The organism is Spirosoma arboris, from assembly GCF_009754945.1.
GTDB classification, from domain to species: Bacteria; Bacteroidota; Bacteroidia; order Cytophagales; family Spirosomataceae; genus Spirosoma; species Spirosoma arboris.
This window is the reverse complement of record NZ_WPIN01000003.1, coordinates 613,252-638,110: the sequence shown is the minus strand read 5'-3', so window position 1 is coordinate 638,110 and position 24,859 is coordinate 613,252. Positions and strand designations below refer to the sequence as shown.

Annotated in this window: 18 protein-coding genes; 3 read left to right on the top strand and 15 right to left on the bottom strand. The window is 44.9% G+C overall.

All coding sequences use genetic code 11. The features are described from left to right. Nucleotides 1–6: 6 nt before the first annotated feature. The 14 genes from GO755_RS10410 to GO755_RS10345 all read right to left on the bottom strand — a co-directional run bounded on the left by GO755_RS10410 (nt 7) and on the right by GO755_RS10345 (nt 16,882). Nucleotides 7–1,206, bottom strand: coding sequence for a glycosyltransferase family 4 protein (locus tag GO755_RS10410; RefSeq protein WP_157584675.1), 1,200 nt, complete (start codon nt 1,204–1,206; stop codon nt 7–9). Nucleotides 1,207–1,233: 27 nt separating this feature from the next. Continuing rightward, nucleotides 1,234–2,502 (bottom strand): glycosyltransferase family 4 protein, encoded by a 1,269-nt coding sequence (locus GO755_RS10405; protein WP_157584674.1) that lies wholly within the window; start codon nt 2,500–2,502, stop codon nt 1,234–1,236. Nucleotides 2,503–2,646: 144 nt separating this feature from the next. Next, complete coding sequence (locus tag GO755_RS10400; RefSeq protein WP_157584673.1) at nt 2,647–3,903, bottom strand: glycosyltransferase family 4 protein; 1,257 nt, start codon at nt 3,901–3,903, stop codon at nt 2,647–2,649. A gap of 4 nt (nt 3,904–3,907) precedes the next feature. Next, a complete protein-coding gene (locus GO755_RS10395; RefSeq protein ID WP_157584672.1) occupies nt 3,908–4,792 on the bottom strand; it encodes a glycosyltransferase family 2 protein in 885 nt (294 codons plus the stop codon). Next, on the bottom strand, nt 4,789–6,048 hold the full coding sequence (locus GO755_RS10390; RefSeq protein WP_157584671.1) for an O-antigen ligase family protein: 1,260 nt from the start codon (nt 6,046–6,048) through the stop codon (nt 4,789–4,791). The genes GO755_RS10395 and GO755_RS10390 overlap by 4 nt, the downstream gene beginning before the upstream one ends. Nucleotides 6,049–6,057: 9 nt before the next feature. Continuing rightward, complete coding sequence (locus GO755_RS10385) at nt 6,058–6,966, bottom strand: glycosyltransferase family 2 protein (protein WP_157584670.1); 909 nt, start codon at nt 6,964–6,966, stop codon at nt 6,058–6,060. A gap of 2 nt (nt 6,967–6,968) precedes the next feature. Further along, nucleotides 6,969–8,408: a flippase gene (locus GO755_RS10380; protein ID WP_157584669.1), complete on the bottom strand. Its 1,440-nt coding sequence runs from the start codon at nt 8,406–8,408 to the stop codon at nt 6,969–6,971. 65 nt (nt 8,409–8,473) lie between these two features. Then, nucleotides 8,474–9,235 (bottom strand): WecB/TagA/CpsF family glycosyltransferase, encoded by a 762-nt coding sequence (locus GO755_RS10375; protein ID WP_157584668.1) that lies wholly within the window; start codon nt 9,233–9,235, stop codon nt 8,474–8,476. 31 nt (nt 9,236–9,266) lie between these two features. Beyond that, nucleotides 9,267–9,944 carry a sugar transferase gene (locus GO755_RS10370; RefSeq protein ID WP_157584667.1) on the bottom strand — a complete coding sequence of 226 codons (678 nt, stop codon included), beginning with the start codon at nt 9,942–9,944 and terminating at the stop codon, nt 9,267–9,269. 80 nt (nt 9,945–10,024) lie between these two features. After that, nucleotides 10,025–12,322 carry a GumC family protein gene (locus tag GO755_RS10365; RefSeq protein WP_227686917.1) on the bottom strand — a complete coding sequence of 766 codons (2,298 nt, stop codon included), beginning with the start codon at nt 12,320–12,322 and terminating at the stop codon, nt 10,025–10,027. A gap of 39 nt (nt 12,323–12,361) precedes the next feature. Beyond that, complete coding sequence (locus GO755_RS10360) at nt 12,362–13,174, bottom strand: polysaccharide biosynthesis/export family protein (RefSeq protein WP_157584665.1); 813 nt, start codon at nt 13,172–13,174, stop codon at nt 12,362–12,364. A gap of 453 nt (nt 13,175–13,627) precedes the next feature. Further along, complete coding sequence (locus GO755_RS10355; RefSeq protein ID WP_157584664.1) at nt 13,628–15,085, bottom strand: right-handed parallel beta-helix repeat-containing protein; 1,458 nt, start codon at nt 15,083–15,085, stop codon at nt 13,628–13,630. Between the two features lie 83 nt (nt 15,086–15,168). Continuing rightward, a complete protein-coding gene (locus GO755_RS10350) occupies nt 15,169–16,065 on the bottom strand; it encodes a glycosyltransferase (protein WP_157584663.1) in 897 nt (298 codons plus the stop codon). 469 nt (nt 16,066–16,534) lie between these two features. Then, nucleotides 16,535–16,882 carry a LytR/AlgR family response regulator transcription factor gene (locus GO755_RS10345; RefSeq protein ID WP_157584662.1) on the bottom strand — a complete coding sequence of 116 codons (348 nt, stop codon included), beginning with the start codon at nt 16,880–16,882 and terminating at the stop codon, nt 16,535–16,537. A 224-nt stretch (nt 16,883–17,106) separates the two neighbouring features. Here GO755_RS10345 and GO755_RS10340 point away from each other — a divergent pair, with 224 nt between their 5' ends. The 3 genes from GO755_RS10340 (at nt 17,107) to GO755_RS10330 (ending at nt 21,654) form a co-directional block, all read left to right on the top strand. Beyond that, entirely contained in the window at nt 17,107–17,949 is an 843-nt protein-coding gene (locus GO755_RS10340; RefSeq protein WP_157584661.1) for a hypothetical protein, read from the top strand. Nucleotides 17,950–18,016: 67 nt separating this feature from the next. Then, the gene (locus tag GO755_RS10335; protein WP_157584660.1) at nt 18,017–18,484 is read left to right on the top strand and encodes a response regulator; all 468 of its coding nucleotides are present in this window, start codon (nt 18,017–18,019) and stop codon (nt 18,482–18,484) included. Nucleotides 18,485–18,552: 68 nt separating this feature from the next. Further along, nucleotides 18,553–21,654, top strand: a complete 3,102-nt coding sequence (locus tag GO755_RS10330; protein WP_198174800.1) for a right-handed parallel beta-helix repeat-containing protein — start codon at nt 18,553–18,555, stop codon at nt 21,652–21,654. Between the two features lie 14 nt (nt 21,655–21,668). Here GO755_RS10330 and GO755_RS10325 read toward each other — a convergent pair whose 3' ends face one another. Continuing rightward, a complete protein-coding gene (locus tag GO755_RS10325) occupies nt 21,669–24,821 on the bottom strand; it encodes a right-handed parallel beta-helix repeat-containing protein (RefSeq protein WP_227686916.1) in 3,153 nt (1,050 codons plus the stop codon). Nucleotides 24,822–24,859: the final 38 nt, after the last annotated feature.

Genomic DNA, 24,859 nt, shown 5'->3' with positions numbered 1-24,859 from the left:
CGTTAGTCAATCGTTAACGGTTATTGATATATTAGTACGATCATAAAGAGCTATGTATTTATCGGCCACTCGTTGCATTTGGAATCGTGTTTTTATAATCTGAGCGGCTCTTGTCGATAATTTCTCATAGACTATTGGGTCAGATAAGAGTTTATCCGCGGCTTTGATAATTGCCTCAACATTTGTTACATCGACCAGTATACCGCCATCTTCGACTACCCAGGGTACAGCCCCACTATTTTTTCCGGCTACAACCGGAACTCCATAACTCATTGCTTCGGCCAATACCATCCCGAATGATTCTTCGAGAGATGCATGGAGCAGGAGTGTACTTTGGCCTACTTTCTCCAGTACTCTGGCCTGATGGGTATGTCCAAAAAGCACAACGTTTTGAATCTGATGCTCCCGGCAAAAAGCGGCTGCCTGCGCTTCTGGGTCAAAGGCCGTTCCAAATGCCCATAGTACTGCTTTGGGATGTAATTTCTGAATACCCTTAAAGGCTAGTAGCGCCGTTTTACAGTTCTTGCGCTCATCCCAGCCATTGACGACTATGCTGATAATGGGCACATTAGGTATTGCTGACCCCAGCTGTTTCGATGGTATAATCACTGGATTAGGCACAACGGTTACGGGTAATTTCACCCATTTCTGTACAGACTCAGCCATATAGGGTGAGACTGCCGTAAACCAATGTCCTTTTCGAAAAACATAGCGCGCCAAAAGCAGCATGAAGTAACGTTCCAGCGTTGGCACATACTTATAAATGATCTGTGCATTATCATGTACCGTAATGAGTGCGTCGGGCGTATAGGTGAGTGCAGCTAAGGCAAATTCATACGTCCAGTGTGCATGCACAACGTCGGGCTTATATTGTCGCAGCACGGTCAGAATTCGGCTGCGCTCATATCGATAAAAATCGGTGGTACGACCCAATCGCCAACCGTTGGGTCGGAAAGTATGTTTACGACTAGGTATAACGACATACGTTAACAGACCTTCTTCATATACAAACGGCGGATCATTATCGTCCATCTCAGCATCGGTCGTAATGGCCAGCACTTTATAGCCACGGGCCAGATACTCATGAATGAGATTGCTGATCAACGGAGCCCACCCCTGACCTTTAGGATAGGAATCCAGCTGCTGTCTAGCCGATTCCGAAAGTAGGTCATTGGTGGCAATGGCACCTAAAACACCAATGTACATGGCTGAAGTTAGTTTAAAAGAGGAAGGTCAATTTGTGATCTGACTAACAACAAGGGCTAAACTAAGTCCTGGATTAGTGATTGATTGATAGTAGGTCTTGATAATATGATTAACCTTTAATTCCCAATTCTGCTGTTGAGAAAACCGGAAAGCATTTACCCCCATAATGGTGCGTTTGTCTGCATTATGATACATCCATTCAATTGCTTTCGCCAGATCGTTGGCTACCATTTCGGGTTCTGTAACGGGCACACGTATACCCGTCGATGAGTCGACAAGCTCAGCCTGTCCGTGCAAATCGAGAGTAACTACAGGTAGTGAGTAGGCCATGGCCTCCATTAACTGGGCAGGACCAGTATCCCGTAGGCTAGTAAACAGAAAGACGTCGGCTTTTCGGTAATATTCTTTCACCTGTTCATAGTTGACTTTACCCACCCAGGTGACCCGATCCGCTAAATTGTAGGTAGAAATGTATTCGGATACGTATTCTCCCATCTCACCATCGCCCACAACAGTCAAGTGAACAGGCACTTGCGGATTTACTTTGCTCAACCCGTGTAGCGACAGTTCAAGTGCTTTACGAGGCATTAGGCGACCAACCCAAACGAGTTGCAAGGTTTTATCATGGGGTCGATAAATAGGTTCAGAAGGAATGAATGACCGTCCAACCCCGCCAAACTCTTTCACAACGTTCTTCTCTCTACCCAACGCTTGAACCATCTTGCGGGTATCCTCATTCCAGACCAACACATAGGTTGCAAAGTGCACTGACTTGTAGCATCCGGGATTAAAGCGGAGCATAAGATTGCTCACCCAAGTCCGCATTTGCTCCTTCCTCCAATAGCCTTTAAAATAATGACGCATTGACTTGGGTGCTATTTGACCACCACCTACTGGTCCATAGATGAATGGAAGTTTTAGCTTATATAAAAAGCTGCCCAACTGAAGGCTAGTATAGCTCACATGATGTATTAAGTCGAATTGATACGTTTTGGAAAGTTCTAAGGCAACCTTCAATGTGGCCCATTGCCAGTATATATAATGAAAATACAATCCGAGCAGTCCCCAAGAGTATGCCTTATCAATCCAGAGAGGTACAGTAACGTAAACAATTGTCAGGTTTGGATGCGGGGACTGCTGTAGTTTTCGCTCGATTTCGGTTTTCCCAATATCACGGGTCAGACACCAGACTTGATAGCCCTGCTGGCTGACCAGTGATGAATAATACCACCCGTTTCCTTCTTCCGATCCTCGATCCGGAATGCAGGCATAAGCAGAGATTAATACTTTTTTCATAACGATAGAGAAGATAGATTATCGGTTTTACAGAGGATAAATTACATAAGCTATTAGTCGTATTGATAGTATTAGATTAGCCCATGGCTTTATAAGAATAATGTAGTAGATCGTTTTGATCTGATTCCAAGGGCAATATTCCTATTAGCGTATTGATACGGTCACATTCTCTCCTAGTAGAGGAGAATAGAGCTCATCAATGAATCGACGGATTTTAGTTTCCCAAATCTGAGATTGGGAAAAAGCATAACCCGCCTGGCCCATTTTTAGGCGCTCGTCAGGATGGGTATACATCCATTCAATAGCCTGTGCCAGATCTGATACAACCTGATTTTCATTTGTTACCGACACACGCAGGCCTGTTTCATCACTCACCAATTCGGCTTGTCCGTGCAAATTCAGTGTGACAATAGGCAGCGAGTAAGCCATTGCCTCTAGCAACTGGTGCGGACAGGAATCGCGTAGGCTTGTAAAAAAGAATACATCCGAGTGCTCATAGTAATCCTTCACTTCCTGATAGGACACATGTCCAACCCAGTGTATCCGATTCTGAACGCCATAGCGCTGGATGTACTCGGGCACCTGATCAACCATTTCGCCTTTTCCACCTACAATAGTGAGCATAATGGGTATTGTTGGATCAACTTGTCCCAGCGCCTGAATGGTTAATTCAAGTGCTTTACGCGGGAGCAGTCGGCCTGTCCATAGCAGTTTTAGGGTGTTGCCAGGGTACCGTTCAATGGGTCTTGGCGGTAAAAATGAAGGACTTAGACCCGCGTCCCAAATTCGATCGATGGGTAGACTGGGACGTAGTTTTCGGGCTAGTTTGTAGGTATCTGCATTCGTTACCACCAGCCGATCAGCGGTTGCCACCGATCTATAGAAACCAGGATTGATATACTGCAAAAACGTACTGACCCAGTCGCGCATCCACTCCCGTGACCAATAAGCACCGAAATAACGCTTAAACGCTTTAGGTGCGTGCTGCCCGCCACCCACAGGTCCGAACACAAAAGGCTTACGGAGCTTATACATAAAACTACCTAGTTGAATGCTGCCGTAGGTAACGTGATGAACCAGATCGAAGTTGTGGATTTTATTTAATCGCCGGGCTACTTTCAGGGCGCTCCACTGCCAGTAGATGTAGTGAAAATACATGCCGATCAGGTTAGAGTGACAAAATTTGTCGACCCAGTCGGGCACAATCACATAATGAAACGTCAGATTCGGATACTGCCCACTAGTCAGGATTGCCTCAATAGATGATTTGCCATCTTTTTTGGTCAGACAATGTACCTCCAGACCATTCATGCTTAGTGTGGTTGCATACGTCCAGCCTGTCCCTTCTTCGGAGCCATGATTGGGCAAGCAGGCATAAGCAGAAAGTAGTACTTTTTTCATGGCATTATAGTGGTTTCATTAGCCGAACCTTACGTAATAGAAAACCAGCGCAAATCCGGCCAACATCGCAGCAGAAATAAATGAATTTGGTTTTTGAATGGACAATGGCAAAATTGTAGCGCACCTTCAGGTTGGTTGGCGATTTGATGGACGTAAAGCCTTTAATAAATTCTCTCAGAGTTATCTTGCGCTCCACCTGAATCCCGGTTGCCTCTGTATATTCGTAGACCAGACTGGGTACGTTGACAATCAGCCGATAACCCGCTTTACGTGCCCGAACAGAGAATTCGATATCGGACATATAGTGGACAAACCGTTTCGAATCATACAAACCAATATGATCGAAAGTATCCAATGGAATCAGCGTACCTCGACCCGGTAGTGACTCTGACTCTACGTACGTTTTCTGACGAACCAACTCCTGGTAACTGTAATTGTAATCCTCTGCCAGGTGACGACCACCTGCCGTGTACAATTCAAAGGAGGAACCGGCATATTCAAGTTTTTCGGGATTTTCACTATTTACGCTGACCGACCCAACCAGGCACGGCTTGTGCTCTCGGTAGGCCTCAATCATTGTTTGCAGATAATCTGGCCCGACGCGGGTATCGTCGTTTAGCGTCAGAATAAAGTTTCCAGCCCGTTTATCCTGATGTTTTTGTGCGTAACGAATTCCCCAGTTTGTCGCCTCTGTCCACCACAGATTGCCGTCGCCACGTAGTACCACTACGTCCGGAAATTCCTGGTTAATCATAATGTCAGTTCCATCGGTCGATCCATCGTCAACCACAATGATCTGGAAATTGCGATAGGTCTGGGTAGCCAGACAACCCAGACACTGACGGGTATATTCTCGGCGATTATGAACGGGTATTATTATACTAATCATATGCTAATTGAGCTTTTAGGCAAACCGGCTGGGCGTGTTGAAAGGCCCGGTTGTGCAGTTTGGAGTGGATACGATACTGAAGCAGGAAGAACCGGGGACTTAAGGGCATAGTACATTCCAACGCCAACAAAACCCCAGAAGAAGACGGGTAACTGGTACGAAACAGCGTAAATCAGCCCGCTGACGATGAAGCCGAACAGAACAGCCTGTTCGACCGAGAGGGTCTGATTACGGCGGTACATAACCGTCAGTGTACCTAGTATGATTAGTAGGTTAATCGCCAGTCCAACTGCACCGTAGTTGTACAGCATGTCGATATACTGCGAGTGGATGATGGTTCCTTTCTCCGGGAAATCTTCATTTTCCATAATCTCGCCATTGTCGTAGCCTTCATAGCGCCAGCCTAACATAGGTTTATCCGGAATTAGACCCAGATAATATTCAGATTGCTCTAGACGCCAGCTACCAGTGTTATCTTCTTTCGGGTCGAGAATGCCCCCGATATTTTCCAGGAATGCATCGACTTTATTGCCTGGTAGCATGCCCATAAGTGGAGCAAGCAGAAGTAGTAATACTGTAAACGTGGCAACTGTACGACCCATTGGTAGCTTACCCGTCGATAGTTTCCCGACTAGTGACAGGCCTATTACCACGGCAATACCAATGATTGCAGACGAAATAACAGATCGGTGTAATAAAAACACGATGAAGCCGAATGTGAGCAGTGCCTTAAATAGATCGACAATTCGACGATCTTTCAGATAGATCATCAAGTAATACAGGCAGGGAATGACCAGATACAAGGCTTCGTTCGAGGTGACGGTCCGGCTTTCGGAGGTGAGGTTATAGCTAAAAATCTGGCCCAGGAATAACTGATTGATTACATAAAAGGCAAAAATTAGATATATGGCATACTGTATTTTTAGCTCACCAGCCTGAGTAGCTATTGCATAGCCCATTAAGGCTAAGCCGCAGTATGCAAAGCGTTTAATGACAAAGTAGGAGTAAACGTATTGTCCATATTCGTACTTGGATTCGAGAACAAGGCCAATAACTCCCAGAAATAAGAACCAGGCTATCCACTTATAGAGGGGAGGAAGCCGAGGGTAAAAAATGACTAGCGAACCAATGCCTATCAGGGCGGTACCACTGACTGCCTTATCGAGAATCGGGTTCAGCACATTACCCCCGTAGATAAGAGCGCTCACCCCGAACAGTAAGACAAAGAGCATGATTCGATACAACCAGGTTATCATAAAGCAGGATTATTTATGCATGAATCGGTAAAGCCGAAGGGTAAAAATTGTCTCAGGTCGTTTGCGAAAATTATTTAGCAGACTGTCGAGTGAGGCTTCGGCAAACAACAGGAAGTTGTACACCCTATTTTTTCGAACTGAGACCAACTGATTGAACGTAGTCCGAATTGACCAGAATAGGAACATGATAAAACCATAGGTATTACCATGGGCATTCTGAAAAACCCGGCGCTCATTGCGAATCCGGTAATAGTTTTTCCAGGCTCCCGGCCAGGGAATCCCATCCCGGTCGACGCTGGGTGGATGGTAAAATATTGATTTAGGTATGGTTACTACCGGGAATCCCATTTTCTTAGCCCGAGACATGTATTCTACTTCATCGCCCCAGATAAATAGATTTTTGTCCGGTATGCCTATAGCCTCAACTACTTCTGAACTGATCAGTGTGCCGTTAAACAAGGCTGCAATTCCAAAGAGTATATCAAAGGATGCCATATCGGTGGCATTTCGAAAAGCTTTATTGGGCAGATCGACGAAGAAAGCTAGTTCATCGGTACACTGACTGTTCAGCGATATACTGTTTTTAATACAGGGGCCTATATTGGGCGAAAGGAGTAGATTTTCAAGCGCATTGGGTGTTGCCAGGCAGTCGTCGTCCATACACCAGATTTCGTCGTACTTATCTTGATAAGCTCGCTCTATACCGGTAGCAAAACCGCCTGCTCCGCCCAGATTTGGTTGGGTCAGTATCGTTAAATCCGATTGATTGCTGAGCCAGTCACCTGTACCGTCTGTGCTTCCATTATTGACTACATAGATCGTGTCGAGCTGTCGAGTTTGCAATTGCAAACTCGACAGGCATTTCTTCAGATCATTGAGTCGATTGTACGTCACAACAACAGCGGCTATACGTTTCATAATTACTGTTTAAACAGCACTGCCAACCGTCCTTTGCTGAAGGCGATAGCATCCTGTAAATACGCGAGTTTGACTACCTGAATCCCTTTGTATCGGAGGTAGGCATAAAAGGAAAAGGTAACAAAGGCTTCTGTCGTAACCCAGGAAGTAGCTACGCCAGCAGGCCCAAATCGCTGAATCAGCAAGGCGTTAAGCGTTAAGCTTAGAATTGAGCCAACAGCCGAGATGCGAAAAAAGGCTTTGTCCATACGCAGACTAAGCATGGTATGAACGCCGAATAAATTATTGAGCCCCAGTGTAATAGGCAAAAGCGAGACAATACGCAACACAATAACAGCATCGTCGAATTTTGCCCCATAAAACAGCGAGATAAAAATTGGAGCGATAAGCCATAGCCCAGCAGATATAAGCATCATCAGGACCGTTACAGGAAAAAAGATAGTCCGAACAACAGTCAGGCCTTTCTCTTCACTCTCCCCAAAGGCGCTGGCAACAATCGGGAAAAAGGCCTGATTGAGTGCTAGCGAAACGAAGGCCTGCATAATACCTACTATGCGGGTTCCTGCCGAGAAAATGCCAACATGATAGGGCGTACTGAAAATGCCCAACAGAAAGACATTCGAGCCGGCATAAATCGTCGCTACGACAGATGTGAAGAATAGTGTACTATCATTACGAAACCGCGTCAACATGTTAGCCAGGTTTGGCCAGGCAAACGTGATATTGAATCGGCGAATCGCGACAAAAAAGGCAATAAAGCTAAGAGCTACCTGCGACAGACTCAATGAAAGATTCTGGTAGATGTAATCGTTCGGTTGCCGGATAAAGACAAACACCGTTAGCATCACCAGCACTTTGGTAATCATGTTAAATACGGCTACGCGTCCCAGGTTTTCCATGGCCTGATAGAGCCAGACCGGAAAAAATACGATACCAATACAACCAATATATGTACAGACGTGTAGCCAGAGATGCTCTCGAAAACCGGGAGCAAAGGAGGAAATAAATCCAAAAATAATTGTTGAAAGAACCCAGAGCAGCGCTTTACCAACTACTACTTCGCTGAAAACCCGATTCGTTACTTCCTGATTGGTTCGATTAGCAGCAATCGTACGTACGGCTGCCAGATCGAAACCGTAGTTGATAAGCAGTGTAAAATAGGCAACGAATGCCTGCGAAAAATTCAGTAATCCTAATCGCTCTGGCCCAATAATGCGCACTACGTAAGGAACCGTGAGTAGCGGTAACAGCATGTTGGCCACATGTATGCTGAACAACGAGGCCACATTGACAGCGAACCGCTTGAGAACCGGTTTCGATAAGGCCGACTGCTTTTGTTCAACCGGAGGTACAGAATTCGCTTCGCCAGAAGAAACAAGCTCTTCGGACGGTTCAGCGAATTGAACATCGGTTACAACAGCGGCTTCTTTTCTACTCAGCATGATTCAATTGTTCTGGATGCGCAAATGGTGCAATTGGTATCATTACGAAAACTCCCATCTCCGCGCTACGAATAAGACGTTTTTGGAGAAAAAGCTTCTTTAATGTTGAATAAAATAAATAGCGGTATGACTTTCAGATAGCGCTTATACAAGCGTTTAGGCTCCATAGTAAGCCGAAAAAGCCATTCCAGAGAGGCTTTCTGCATCCAGCCTGGAGCTTGCCGAACTCGATCGGTATGAAAGTCAAAAGCGGCTCCAACTGTAACAATGAAGTTAACGTTAGTGAACTGAGCCAGTCGCTGGGCAAAGTATTCCTGTTTGGGCGAGCTTATACCGATCCAGACAATATTAGCGCCCGATTGGTTGATGGTTTCGGCCAATGCCCGGAATTCATGGTCCTCCATTTCCCGAAATGGAGGGCAGTAGGTACCAGCCACCTGAAGGTTACCGAACTTTTTGCCAACAGCTGCTTTCAGCTCGTCGGCTACACCTTCCTTACCACCACAGAGGAAATGTTTGATAGATGTGCTGGCACTATTCTCAAACACATCCCGGAACAAATCAGGGCCATAACAACGGGTCATCTGTTTCGCTCCGTTTAACTTCCCAATCCAAACACTGGGCATACCATCGGGTAGATTCCAGTAAAACGAATTCAAGACTGCTTTAAAGGCTGGTTTTCTATAGGCGGTCACTAACCCATGGGCATCCGTTGCACTGACACAGCGGTTTTGCCGAGGTGCCGCCAGGTCACATTGCCGGATTATCTCCTGAACGGCTGAACTCAATCCAGCATCGTATAGGTTGATTTGTAGAACACGTGCCATTTGCTAGAGAAATATTGGAATAAATAGTTGACTACCAGGCATTTCTGTTTCCGTATATGGCGGATTTAATTGTCCACCAGCAAATTTTTGCATCTAGACGGGCCGACTGCCGACGGATGTATAAATGATCGTACCGTACCCGTTGTATCATCTTGTATAATTCGTCCGTTTCACCCCGCGCTCCTCTTGCCTGAGCTAATCCGGTAATACCTGGTCGAACCGCATAGCGTTCTTTATAACCGGGTAGTGTATGCCAATGCTGGGCGTCGAGCGGTATTGGGTGTGGCCGAGGACCAACAATGCTCATATGCCCAGCCAGTACATTCAGGAACTGTGGCATTTCGTCGAGATTCGTTCTTCGTAGAAACTTCCCAATGCGAGTTATTCGCTGATCATCTCGAGTTGCCTGCCGAAATTTAGCATTACGCTCATATGTCATTGTTCGGAATTTCAGACATGGAAATACGCGCCCATTCCGACCTGTTCTCAGTTGAATAAATAAGGGCGGTCCTGGTGAAGTTAACTTAATCGCTAGAACAAGTATAGGAATAAGCCACATCAGAATAGCTATTGTTACCAAACTAGCAATTGTAAGGTCAAATGCCCTCTTTTTGATACCAGCCAATAGCCACTTACTAGTAGGAGGCTTTGACTGGTCATCATAAGTGAGGTATAATTGAAAAGTTTTTCCGTTGGTAGATGCCTGCATAGACTATCAATTTTGCATGCACAAAAGTTGGATAAGTGGCGGCCTTGCAGCCGAAGATAAGTGCCCACGTTAGCAGTGGACTACCGGTATAAGTAGCTATTCTTAAGCCGGTCATTGTAATGGTAGGCTTCACTGCCACCCACGCCGTTCAAAATGATGCTGAGATTCTGAAAACGCTGTTCACGATACAACGTATCGAGTAATTTGAGGCTGTGTTTAGGTGTTACGCCATGGCGAATAACAAACAAAGTTGAATCGACATAAGGCGCAACAACCTGAGCATCCGTAACAATACCAATCGGTGGTGCGTCGAGAAGAATGTAGCGGAATTGATCGCGTAGCGATTCAAGTAGTTCTTTCATAGCAGGGCCATGCAACAGTTCTGAAGGATCAGGAGGCAAGGGGCCGCTGGGAATAATGAAGTAGTTTGGATGTCCTGGTACAGGCTTTATAATATCGGTTAGTGTAGCTTCACCACTTAGATAAGAACTAAGGCCAACCACGTTATCTATATCGAATAGTTGGTGCAAGCGGGGCATGCGCATGTCCATTTCCAGAATAATGGTTGGTTGACGCATTAGGGCTAGACTCGCGCCCAAGTTTAACGATACAAATGATTTTCCTTCGCCACTCATGCTCGATGTAAATAGCATTACCTGCTTTGGGCTGCTTTCCGTCCAGGTCTGGAGGTTGGTTCGAATAGAGCGTATCTGTTCGGCAATAACGGAGCGTTGATTTGGAGCAACAATCAGGGTCTCACGTTGACGTTTATTCATCACTTCACCCAGGATAGGTACCTGCGTCACTTGTTCAACATCAACCCGGCGTGTTACCCGTGTGTTCAGTGCGTTTCGTCCCGCAATCGCTCCCGTTGGCACTAATAAGCCAATCAGGCTAAACAGGGCATAAATCACAATACCTACAGGCTTAACTGGATCTATGGTGCTTTTTGCGGCATCAATTATCCGGCTATCGGCAACAGAAGCAGCAAACGTAACCGCCATCTCTTCGCGTTTTTGAAGCAGATAGGTGTACAGATTATTCTTGATCGTTTGCTGCCGCGTAATATTCAACAGGGCTCGTTCCTGCCGTGGAATAGTACGAATACTACTTTCCAGCTTTTCGTTTTTGGCCGCATACTGCTCTTGCGAACTGGTCAGCATGGCCTTCATCGACTTTATATTCTGGGTGATATTGTTTTTCGTTGCTTTGATCTGATTGTCAAGCGTTTGAAGCATCGGATTCTCGTCCGATGTTGTTTGCGCCAATCCGTCACGCTTTAGCTCGAGTTCCGACAGTTTATTGATTTCGCCTAGTAATACCGGATCGTTCAGCCCAATAGTAGCCGGTGTGCTTCCTCGTTTGTCGGCTTGTGTTGCAATAAATTCCTGTAAATCGTTTAATGCAGCCAATTGAACTGCTACCTGATTAAGTTGTGTATCGTTCTGCTGGCTTGTCTGTAAAAACGATTGGGCCTGAGCACCCAGATCTGTAATAGCCATAGTGGATTTATAATCTTCCACTTCTTTCTCTACAGAAGACAACTCCCCCGACACCATGCGCAGTCGATTTTCAACAAAGTTGAGCGTATTGGCAGCAACTCGGTTTTTATCTGTGATGGCCGCCTGGTTGTACGCATTAATTAAGGTTGCCAGGATAGCTTCTCCTTTTTGCGGTACAGCATCTTCAATCGACAGTCGAACAACGGTTGAGGTTTTACTGGTGGGCTCCACTTTCAGCTTACTGGCGTACATACTCACAGCCGCAGACTCTGGCATCGCCTGAACCACAACAGGCTCTGTTTTGGTGTCTACAGGTTGGCGGGTCATGATACGCAACCGTCCATAGGGAGTTTGGATACCTTGATTAAGCAGGTATGTTTCTGTATTGTTGATCCGCACAGACTGATTTGTTGGGAATGACAACGTCAGTGGTTTTTTGTAGAGCGTAGGGTTCGCTACTTCAACCAGCATCAAGACTGGCGAGTCCGTATAAATTTCACGCTTCCCAAACGAGGTTTCATGAAAGTAGCGGGTGTCTAAATGAAGTGTGTGCACTACATGCTCCATTAATGTGGATGACTGTAGGACTTCAAGTTCATTCTCAACTACTTTTTTGGGCGAATACACTTCCAGTTCTTTCAATGGATTTGCCTGTGCATTCCCTCTTTTTTCGTCCTGGAGCAATAAACTGGCTTGCGTTCGGTAAATGGGTTGCTTGTAAAGCAGGTAAACGTAGGCTCCAGCCAGCGCAATACTTAGTGATAAAACATACCAGGGCCAGTGGCGAAGCAGAGGCATGATATACGTCCGTAAAGCTGAGTTGTCGGCCGAGACAACCTGATAAGGAACATACGAATGTGCGGAGTTGTCATTCATACTCATGAAATTAACGTTGGTCAGTAAGTTGTTTTTGGGTTATCGCCGGGTGGCGATGATGGCAATTAAGGATAGAATTCCGGTTGCGATGGGCGCGAGTATATAGACTCTATCTACACTCGTTACCCGAACTTTACCCGGTTCTACATACACAACATCATTCGAATGAAGTGTATAGTATGGCGATTTAAAGGCATCACGCCGAGTTAGGTCAAGCCGGGCGAAAATGCGTTGATTTCCTTCTTCCCGAACAACCAGTACATTGTCGCGACGGCCGTAAATGGTCAGATCGCCAGCCAGACCCAAGGCTTCTGGCAGTGTTATTTGTTCATTAGGAACCGTAAACAGAGCTGGCCGAGCTACTTCGCCTAGCACCGATATCCTAAAATTCAGGTTACGTACTGTAACGGTCGGCTCTTTCAGATAGGCTTTAAGCTTACTACTTATGAATTGGCCTGCTTTCGCATTTGTTAAATCGGCTACAGTTACCTGGCCAATTAGCGGTAGCTTGATGGTTCCGTCCGTATCTACCAGATAGCCAGTTGTTCGGGCTAGTGGGTTAGCGATTGTTATTGATGGAGTGTTTTCGGTCGCTGCTGGTGGATTAAAGTAAGCTGATGCTTCTGCGTTAAGACTACTTACCTGGACCGATAATACATCTCCTTTTTTAATAATTGGAACAAACGGTTCCGGCATCATTACCGTATCATCACGGCTTGTGGCTCCCTGAAAATAAACTAGTTTCTTGGCAGATGTGCAACCGGTCAGTGAAGCTATCCAGAGAATAATAGCTGCAAAACTGATTAAAATACTTCCCTTTCTTTTTAGTTTGTCTGTTGATAAGCTATTCATTAACCTGACTGCTGAGACTTACGTTGAGTATTCTTTACTTAAGAAAAAGTACGCTTCAGGAAACGATGGTTTTTTACAGATACAACCACTATTATCCCTTTGCTATCTACTATAAATTTAGATCATGAGTTTTTAAGAATGGCATAAGCGGGACGAATAGGAAATGGCACAACAGAAACTTAAATTGATAATTTTGTTTCTGTTTCGATATTTATTAAACTCAATATTAATTATATTTAAAATATAGTAACAAAAAAATAGGATTAATCTTGCATAACAAAGAAACATAGGCATATATGCCTGATAAGAAATTAATTACCATTTTGAGGAGTAGATCAATCATAAAATTCCGCTAAAAACCAGTTATAGAGCATTTAAGGCAAGAAAACGTCGATAGGCAAATTTACCTATCGACGTTTTCTTGCCTTGAACCTCAGAGTGTATCTACCTGATTTAAGGTATTGGATTACCTGCTTCATCATAGTTCAGTGAAGCCAGGCAGCTACCACCTAATACAGCATCATATGGCTTACCGCCACTGCCCTGAATCAATTTATTCTTTGTGAGTACATTATTTGTGGCTTTGCTGCCATACGACATAAAGGTTGCCTGGTTTTCGGAATTCGGCTTATTTGAGATGGTATTTCCGGAAAAGGTATTATTGGGGGTGTTGTCGCAGATGATTGCTTTATTCGACGAGCTCACGATGGTATTTTCAGTGAATGTCCCTCCCGATGTGGAATGCAGCAGTTCAAGCATTCCCGTCATTTGGAAGTTGTTTTTGCTAAATTGCATTGCTCCACCATTATAGAACTGCATGCCGCCCTGGCACAGACCTACAGTCGAGTTCCCGGTAACAATCATTCCTCCAACAATGGAGCCATTTCCGTCCCCATCATTAGAGCCTTCAAGAAACTTGTCAAAAGTGCCTTCAAACCGATTATTCGTAATCGTCACATTTTGCGCAGCTCCTGCAATTTCAATTCCATATAGGCTACAGTTTTTTATATAGTTATTATCTACTGTAAGCTGCGATAAAGGTCCTGATAAAGAGAGTCCAAAGTGGCAATTGTAAAACGTATTTCCACTAACGGTGATGTTTTTGCCCGCGTAGATATTATAGTTATCATGATTGAAAATTTCGCAGGCCATGCGTCTCGCCTGAATTGTATTATTCTTGACAACAATGTTCGTTGCCGTTTTCCCCGCCTGAATTTTCAATGTAAGCCAGTTCGTACTGTCCTTGGCAGCTCCATCGGTGCTGGTACAGTTCTGAATGGTCAGATCCGAAACAGTGGGACCATCAATGTAAATTGGGCCTCTCAAACTGCTCTCAGTGGAGGTTACATTCCAGGTTAGGCCATCTACCAGAATGTTCTTTAATTGAATAGATGGGTCGACTGGGCTAGAAAGCGAAACGTACGATTTTGGTAGTGTAATCAACACCTTGCCCGCATTGGCCCGGAGGGTCAGGTTACTCGCTAAATACACTGGCGTAAGCTGCGTATACTTGCCGTCGGGAATAAATATATTTCCTGTAGCCGATATAGCTGTTTCCAGAGCAGGACCAATATCGGCATCCGATTCCTTGACACCAAACCAGAGCAGATTGGCCGCGCCCTGGAAATCCCGTTTGTATCGATACCCATTCTTGGTGACCAGTATGATACCGGTATTATCGGCACTACTTTGATCGGCTACATTCAGTTTAAAGATTCCTTCGCTACCCGCATCCGTAATTTGAATACTGGCGGGAACTGGCGTCGAATCGATCGCCCTAACCCGCGTAATGGTAAGCGTATCTTGCCGTTGCACAACATTGTCTGGGGCAGGGTCCGGTGTCTTACAACAAACGAGTCCGGCAAGGATAAGGACAAGCGCACTTAACTGGAGCCTGATTGATTGCTTCATAACGAGTAAGATAAAGTAAGTAACGAATCGGCCCGTTTGAAAAAACGAGTTAGCCGGTAATCTGAATGATGGGAAAGAAACTATCAGCGCATTCCAGCCAGTGTCTTTAATCGGTTATAAATTCTGACGGGAACACTGTAATGACGAAGGGTCTGGCGGTGATAGTAATCGGTTGGTTGATTTAATTCTGGCAGTTCGAAAGTCCGCTGTGTACCCTCGTCCAATTGGGTTTTATAGCGGTTAAAAATATCGGTATGGGTAGCATCTTTGCCGAACCCAATGTTTTGCACTTTCGATTTGGTTGGGTAAATCGATAACCCATTTCCTTTAAATCGATTAAAGCAGAAACGGATATCCCAGGCATCAGATCGTCCCTCCATCTGATCTCGTAACATGCCAACCAGATCTGAGCCTCCCTGCATAAATGCTTTTTGCTGTTGGCTGTCAAGCGCAAATTCCGGATAGTCTTTCATACCCCAGTCAATCGACTGCCAGCGATCAGCCCAGGTAGCCCATCCCCAGGGGCAATGACGGGGAATAGTGTAGGCATCAGAGGCATAATTGGCGGGCTGCGAAAAAGGTAACGTATAACCAGCAACTGAATAAATGCGTTTGTTTTCCGCATATTTCACCAGACACTGATTCATAAAATCCAGAAAATTCGGAGCTGTAATCAGGTCATCCTCTACGATAATTGCAGATGGATGCTTGGCAAGTACCTGCGATACTCCCCGGATAATTGAATCAGCACAGCCAATGTTACTGGTTGCATAGTCTCGATAAATCGTACGAAAACCGGAAGCCGCATCTAGTATCTGATGAACCTGATTTACCTTAGGAACGTCATCTGGTCGTTTGGGAGCATCCACAAAGATGTATAAGTCACTTTGTGAAGCCAGATGATTGGCTTGTAAAGCCCGAAGCGTTGCCTGTAATTCGGTAGGGCGCTTGTACGCAAATAAAAGCACAGGTGCATACATTATTGAAACAGCGTTGAGTAGTTTACAGAATTACGAGCCTGAGTGACCAAAGTACAAGTAAGACCATCTGACTTAGCAGAGTCCTCTTCTCAGGCTGATTCTCCTATAAAATTAGATGGGTAAGCTTCTGAAGAAAAAAAAGAAGAACAGACTGCTTTGTTTATATTTTTAACTAATAAGTGGCAATTTGTATTATTTAATAATATTTTGATTACTATTTATTTATGATAAATACTTAACAGTAACAAATTTATTGAACTTATATTGTGTAAAATATAAATTTTCCAACTAATACCAGCTTGGAAATTAACTATCTATGCTGCATAGGAAGGAAGTATCTTTGTAAAGGATGGCTCTTTTAAGGCACCTGAAATTCGATTAGACTGGTAATGGTTAATCAATGAGGCAATCAGAACAGCCAACCTTTACAATAAAAACACCGCCATTTAAACGATAATTAGGTACTTAGTTAGAGGTTATTGTCCAGTTGCAGGTGACTATTAACCTGTACAAGTCTGGTTTCTGTCTGTTCAAGCCGCGTACGTGAAACGGGTATAACCTTACCGTTAATCAAGCGAATCCATCCCGATCGGCCTCGTTTCTGACCGAACTCTTGGACGTACATTGGATTGATAATGGCTGAGCGATGTACACGGATAAAATCGATGTTTTGCTCAAACCAATGGAGTGGCTGTGTAACGATTGCAAAAGGGCCGGCCAGATAATGTACCCGAGTATAATTTGCTTCTCCTTCCAGCCAGACAATTGAATTGATGAGCACTGGCTCGGGGTGACCTACCAACTGGATAGTATTCATATGTATCTTATTTGGTGCTATTTGTATGTACGGTTACAGAATATATTTGGTTTTGTTGGGAAAGAGTATGCAAACCGCCCATTGCCTCATCATTTCGCTTAAATGAATTGATATACAGATACTTAATAAAGCTAATGCTTGTTAAGTATGCTATTGTGAAAATAGACCCAGGCCAATCTTGGCAAAACAGTTCTATTAACCATTGTTATTATTATACCCATAATATGGAACAGTTGCAGACGACTGCATTAACGATTAATCAACCTGCTCTGACGTTTTCCCCGACATTACCCGGAAGTCCCAGCTTTAAGATCATAACTGTTTGGTTTCAACAGAGTGATAAGCCTATAACACTCTCTACAGATGCACCCGAGCATTTTCAATTAGCGAGTGATAGCCACCCAAATTTTGCTCCTACGCTAACGCTTACACCCGCTGTAGTAGGCACCTATGTGCATGTCCGATATTTAGTTCAGAAAATGGGTTCACATACGGGCCAGCTCACCATTAAAACTGGCGATGCCTATGAAACGATTGCACTAAATGGACGTAGTTCATATTTTTTACCTGTGTTGCGGACATCTCGACTAGCTGGCATTCGATCAGCGCAAAATCGAGTCGTACCAATGGCAACAAAACTGGGATTAAGCTTGCTGACGCTAATTATAGCAGGGACATTAGGTTATCTAGGCTACAGCAATCGTTGCGAACTATTCCCAACAATTTGCCAGGATGAAGCAAAAAGCCTGTCTGTAACACCAAAGAATGCAATCGTTCTTAGTGCACAAACAGAAGCTACTCTCAATAAGAAGAAGGTTGTTAAACAGAAACGGATGAATCCCCTTCTGAAAAAAGCAACGGTAGTAATCTCAAGGAATCAAGCTAGTACAAAGTCGATCTCCAACTTGCCGGATACCTCACAGCGGATGGTTAGATCGCATAGTAATATTGATAAATCATTTACAAACAAAAAACTTACTAATCAGCGTAATTCTGATACTGGAGATAACAGTATTAATCCATCAACGGAGGAAAGTGAGTTGGAACGGGAGCTGAATAAAATCTAAATAACCTAAGCGGTTGCGCACACTCCACAAATTCAACTTCGTTCTTACTTTTCCCCCAGTGAACTAAATGAGTAAACTTTCAACTCCTCGACGTCGAAAGACGGCCCCAGTTCCAATTCTGGTTATTGAGGATAATGCGGATCAATGGCTTATTATTCGAGCTTGCCTAACGCAAAGCTTTCCCGAGGTAGCACCTGTGTGGATGAATAACACCGCTCAAGCAATAGCTTATTTGGAAACCCACGCTGTTGATCCAGTTAAATTTCCCCGGTTGGTTTTAGCCGATTTGTACTTACCTCGGCGAGAAGATGGAATAACTATTCTGGAATTCATTAAAAATCATACTTTTTATCGAAAACCGCCGGTCATTGTATTGAGCGTTTCTCCATCTGACGAAGATATAGCTATAGCTTACTCTTTTAGTGCTGCCTCCTACATTGTCAAGCCTGGTAATTATCATGACTGGTTGAATTGCTTTTACAGTTTCCGGCGATATTGGTGGGAAATCGTCAAACTACCTTTACGCGCTCAATAGGTATGCTTCCAAGGTTATGTGGACGTAAAAGGGGATTGATCTTTTACGAGTTACTACTTTCGTTTTTTTTGACCGTATCGATCAGCCTTGCCCAAACCACTTACTATGTTGCCAGTAACGGGATCGACATAAACAATGGCCGATCAATTAGCACTCCTTTTCAGAGCCTGAGTCGAGTTAACAGGTTGATACTGCAAGCGGGCGATTCGGTTCTGTTTCGCCGGGGCGATACATTTCGGGGAACCTTGCGGATCAGACAATCGGGGAGTAAGGAACATGGTATTCATTTTGATGCCTATGGAAGCGGGAATAAACCTATTTTGGCTGGATCGGAACCATTGGGTAATTGGAGCAAAGCGGGTACAAATCGTTGGCAGGCAGATTGTTCTACTTGTGATGATCAGGTTACAGGCATATATGCAAATGGATTGGCTTTACCGCTGGGACGATACCCAAATGCCGATGCGCCTAATCGAGGTAGTTCAACCGTGCAATCGCATGTGGGAACAACGCAGTTGACCAGTAAGGAACCGCTCACCATTAACTGGACAGGAGCTGAGGCCGTATTATTTCCCGCTTACTGGATTATAGATCGGGCTAAAATAACCGGGCAGATCGGGAATACGCTCACACTCGCGAATTCGTCAAGTTATGGATTAACCGATAATTGGGGCTATTATATCCAGAATCACCCAGCTACCCTTGATCAAAATGGTGAGTGGTATTACGATCCCGTCAAAGCTACAGTTCAACTTTATTATGACCAGGGAAATCCTAATGATAAGACGATAACAGCCACTACTGCCGACCGGGCCATTGATATAGCTAATGCGTCATTTATCACGATTCAGAATCTACATATCACGCAGGCTCGAACAACAAATTTATTTGCAGAGAATGTATCATCTATCGTTCTGACCAACGATGACTTTACAGATGCAGGTGAAGATGGTATTACAGTCCAGGGGGTAGGGAATACGATTCTGATCGATAGGTGTACAATCACGAATTGCAACAATAACGGATTACTCATTGGAGCCTATCAGAACTTCACATTTCGACGGAGTACAATTCGGCACATTGGCATTGTACCAGGCCGTGGGCGAAGTGGCGATGGCCAGTTTACCGGTTTTCAGTCGTCGGCAGCAGATAATGTATTAATCGAAAATAATGTACTGGATAGTACAGGTTACCATGGGTTTAATATAGGCACCAATACCATTTTTCGGCAAAATCAACTCTCGAATTTTTGTATGACAAAAAGTGACGGGGGGGGCATTTATCTTTGGAATGGGGCGCAGTTGCCCATGCACACGATTCGCATTGAGTCGAACATTATTCAGAAAGGAGTCGGGACTTTTGGCGGTTTATCAGGTACTGTATTAAGTGGTGCCCATGGTATCTATTTAGATGACTGTGTTGAAGAGGCCAATTTAGTCGAAAATACAATTTTTGGCTGTAATGGACTTGGCATTTATATGCATTCGATTAACAATGTCAACGTAACCCGTAACACTTGTTTTGATAATAGTTTGTCTCAGCTTATTCTATATCAATCCAGTGAAACATGTATAACTCGGGAAAATAATCTGCAACGAAATGTACTAGTAGCCAAAACTCCTCAACAAGGGGTTTCAGGCTATATCTCCAGTTCGAATAATTTGTCAGGTTTTGGGATGATGGGGCATAATTATTATGCGCGACCATTCTATGACGTATCGACCATTCGGGCTGTTTATAATAATAACGTAGTTGCCGATCTGAGCCTTCCGCAATGGCAAACCCAATTCGGCCAGGATTTGACGTCTAAAAGTAGTCCCATTGCATACAAGGAATATACGATTAAAGCCCTTAGCGCTAACAAACTGGTTAATAGTTCGTATGAGCACAATCAGGAAGCATGGGAAACCTGGAGTCTATATGGAAACGGGCAGGCGAAATGGAGCAATACAAATCAATCCTTGGGAGCGGGTAGCTTGGTTCTGCAATTTTCTCAGCCATCCTCTCAGAAAGATTCGTATATGCTGGCGTACAAGCAAATTCAGTCGGTTACGAAAACGAAAAGTTACTTAATCCGTTTTGATGCGGCCTCATCCACCGATAAAACGGTGTCCGTGTTCATACGCCAGCGACAGTCTCCCTATCAGGACTTGACACGCCGATATGAGTTTCTAGTCCGTTCGACACCTAAAAGTTTTGAGTTTGCCTTCACACCATCAGCCGATGAAGCAGATGCCTTGCTTACCTTTCAACTGAGTGAAGGCGGGCCGCCAGTGAGCCTCAATACTATTTCTCTTCAGGAAGCAATTATAGAGACTGTCAATCCTGATGACTTTATTCGAATAGTTTACAACCCAACGACTACGGATAGTATAGTAACTATAAATAGCCCTTATCGAGACGTTAAAAACCATTATTATACGCAGCAGGTTGCTGTAAAGCCGTTTTCCTCAGTTGTTCTATTACGTGATCTTGCCCCCGCAGTTGATGTTAGTCTTTCGTTACGGACTGACCGGCAATCACTAAAAGTGGGTGATATTGTCTCACTGTCTTTATCGCTGCATCAGGAAGGAGCCAACCGGAACATTGTTTCAGAGCAAGTAAATTGGACCTGCCAATTGCCGGCTAGTTTGTCTTTGTTGAGCGGCAGGAGTTTATTGTCTGGTGATAGTTTGCTAACCGGCGCAGTGCAGCAACTGCTTACCGATACGACTTATGTGTTTCGGGTTAAGGTGACGGCTATGGGAAGTTATACACTAGCAGCCCAGGTTATAGCAACTACTTTTGCTGACCCAGACAGCACACCCGATTCGGGTATAGGCGACGGGGAAGATGATCAGGATTCGATCACATTGCTAGTTCGGGAACTAGCTCCCGGCGAAACACCAAACACTGACATAGTAACAGCCCTAGATCCTGTGTTGCCAACTGAACGGGGCAAGATCTATCCAAATCCAACAACGGATGAGTTCACATTTACGGCCGATGATGATGTGTCGACTATCCGAATCGTTGATTTGCTTGGTCGAGAACGGTTAAAACTAGACGTTGTTCACAGGGGGCAAACAATTCGGTTTGGTCAATCTTTACCAGACGCCTATTATCTGCTACTCGTTCAGTATAAAACCGGCGAACAGCGAGTCGTGAAACTTATGAAATTCAACCAATAAGCTTGAAGTTTTATTTATTCGGGCTTGATCATTTTGATCGTTTGAGACTGCCCCTCACTGCTTACCTGCAACAAGAGCAGACCGCGACTATTACTCAATGGCACACTTAGTTGATCAATCAAACTCGCCTGCGGGATGGTTTGCTGATGCCAGCGACGGCCCTGTGAATCCACTACCCCAACCTCTACTCGTTGACCACTTACCCCACTAATCTCGATCTGGGCCGAAGAGCCCACCACGGGGTTACCCAATACCCGAACCTGGAGTTCCGCGGGCGACTCCTCAGTGGCTGCCAACCGACCCGAGGCTCCCGTTGGAGGAGTGCCATAGACCAGCACGCCCTTCAGGTACACGCAAACACGGGGATTCAAGAGCACGTTGCCAAAGTTACCTACGTAGGAGTAGTCATTGCTTTGGTCAAATAAGCCATAGTCCGAACGCACTAACCGGAAGTCAATCGCCCCCAAACTGGCTGCTGGAGCCAACGTCGTAGTGCCCAACAGTTTTAACTCCACATAACTATCGGCCCCCGTTACCGAACTGATTTGGACAACCTTGGCCTGCACGTTGGAACTCCCAATAGCTGCGTAATCTACATAGACTTTGGCTAGTTGACCGTTGTCAGAAGTGAACCAGTAACGCACACTCAAATCCTGTCTGGTGATGGTAGTGTTACCCTCGTTGCGCAGTTCAACCCGGGTGGTAATTTGAGAGGTCTTCTGCGCATCTTTGGCCATTGAGTAAGCTCGCACACTAGATGGCTGGTCAGGAGGGGCAACAGTAGCTATCCGACGAAAAGACGCGTCAGGAATTACTTGCTTATTAATACTTGGTCCACTATAACTAACCGAAAGAACCTGATTGCCAGTGCTCTGAAAATAAACCACGGTGATGGCGTGTACGCCAGCTTTTAACCCAATAGTACCTGAACGCTCCTGTTCACTATGACCGCCATCATTATTAACCACTTCTGTAGTGCCAATTAGAAGCTTGCTACCATCATCCGAATTGGTGTAAAAGGTATAGACTCCATCGGTTGGTACGCTGATGTAACCCGTAAAACGGAGACCGTAACTCGAATCCCGACTACGCACAGACAAACTAACTGTAGTCGTGGTTCCAGATTTGACAGGTGTAAGCGCCGTAAAATCAGGTAGGCTGCTCCAGGAATTTTCGTAGTACTTATAGTCTAGTCCAGCAACAGTGTTGGCTGGATTCTCAGGCGTCCGTAGCGTTACAGGCGGGGTAATGTCTTTCAGCAAGAGCACCGATGAAAAAGCGGGTACCGTTACCTGACCTGTGTACACCACGTTTCGCGCGTCTCGATACGTACCATCCAAGGTAACCTGACTGGCGTTGGCTGTCGGGTTAGCAAAAAGTTTGATATAGTCGTCGGGGTTGCCAGATGTGTAGGTTACGGGGCTATTGGCTGAATTGGGGTCTTTTCCGTATTTACTTTGCCACTGCGCCAGCGAAAGGGAAGCGCCAGTCGTGTTGTTGTAGACAGCAAATATCTTAAGATTATCGTCAAATGGCCGGGCATATACGTTATTGTCAAACTGACCATAACTAGCTAAGTCATTTTGGCTCGATTCATATTTAGCCGTGTACTGATCGGTTGACCGACTCACAAAAATATTGTTCTGAATAACATTGGTACGTGGCTGACAACTATTGGCACTTTTGATGGATAGCTGTGTTTCGCTGTTATTATAAACAGTATTTCCGGTTATCGTAATGGTTGATGATCCATGCAGGTATATCCCTGCCCCCTTACAGTTATAAACTGTATTATCCCTTACTTCAATATTGGTAGTACAGTCGTCGAGATAGATTCCATTGGCTGCGGTAGGCGTACCACTTGGTGACCCTTCCGGGGCGCCAATGCCATTAAAAACGATGTTTGAGAGCAGACGAATGTTGGTCAATGCCTGCTGATTTCCATTCCAGATATATAAACCGCTTCCATCGCTTTTGATCAGGCAAAAATTACTGATTTGGTTACGCTGAATGGTCGTATTGGTTGAAAAGTTAAGCGCATTATAGCCAATATTGTCCAATACATTATTCTCAATTAGTGTGTTGGCAGTGGATTTCGATTGGAACCCGACATAATTGCCATCGCCACTTTTACCCCTGCCCGGCAGGAGACCAATACTCCGAACAGTATTACCTCGAAAAGTGACATTCTGATAATCCGCAATGTTAACTCCGTTGTTATTGACTTCTTCGATCCGATTACCTTCTACTAGTATCTGCTGGCCACTTCCCTGAATAAGAATGCCGTCCTCCCCCGATTGAGTAATGTCATTATTGGTAATCACAAGATTAGAACTATTCGTAGCCAGTAGTCCAGTATTCAGTGACTGAGAAATCTGTATGTTACGTATAGTTACGAACGATACGCTTGCTAGATTAACAGCCTGGGCAAATGCCGTAGCTGCAATTTGCTGACTATTAGGATTGGCCTGGCTGTTGTAGAGTTGAATGGTTTTATTGGTTGGGTTATAATACCACTCACCATTTTGATCAAGGGTAGCGGGGTGATTCTGAATAAAGTAGCCCCAGTTATTAGCTATATCATAGTTGCCGGAACCGTCTAATGTTAAGGTGTTGCCACTCCGTCCCGTAATTTTAGACCGATTTAAGATCCACTGAACTGGCCGAAATACGGCTTCTCCACCTGTCCAGTTGGTTGATAAAGCTTGCTGGCTGGTGAGCTGTGTTTTGCCCACATGCGATTGTACGGTTAGGTACCCTTTGTTAGTGGCATCCAGGTTAGGGTAGCGCCCTAGCGGTAGGGATGTATTATCTCTATAGAGTCCCGTAACCTGGTCGCCACAAGTAGGGCAACTGGCCTGCCAGATATTAGTGCCAATACTGGTCCAGTTTGTAATGGGTATTGCGCCAGATAGGATGGGTTTGTTTCCGGACCCGTAGGCATCAATGACGATAGGACTGCTGGCTGAGCCTGACTCAGTGAGTTGCAGAGTTCCCCGAAATGTATCACCCCGACGGAATAGCACTACATCGCCCGCTTGCAGAGGAAGACTATTAATTTTGGCCAGGTTCTGAAATGGGCTGGTTGCCGATTTGCCATTATTGGCGTCACTCCCATTACTAGCCACATAGTAAGTGGTCTGTCCCCAAACAGGTTGTGTAGCCAAGCTGATTAAAACGGACAGTATACTGTATGCTAGGTAAA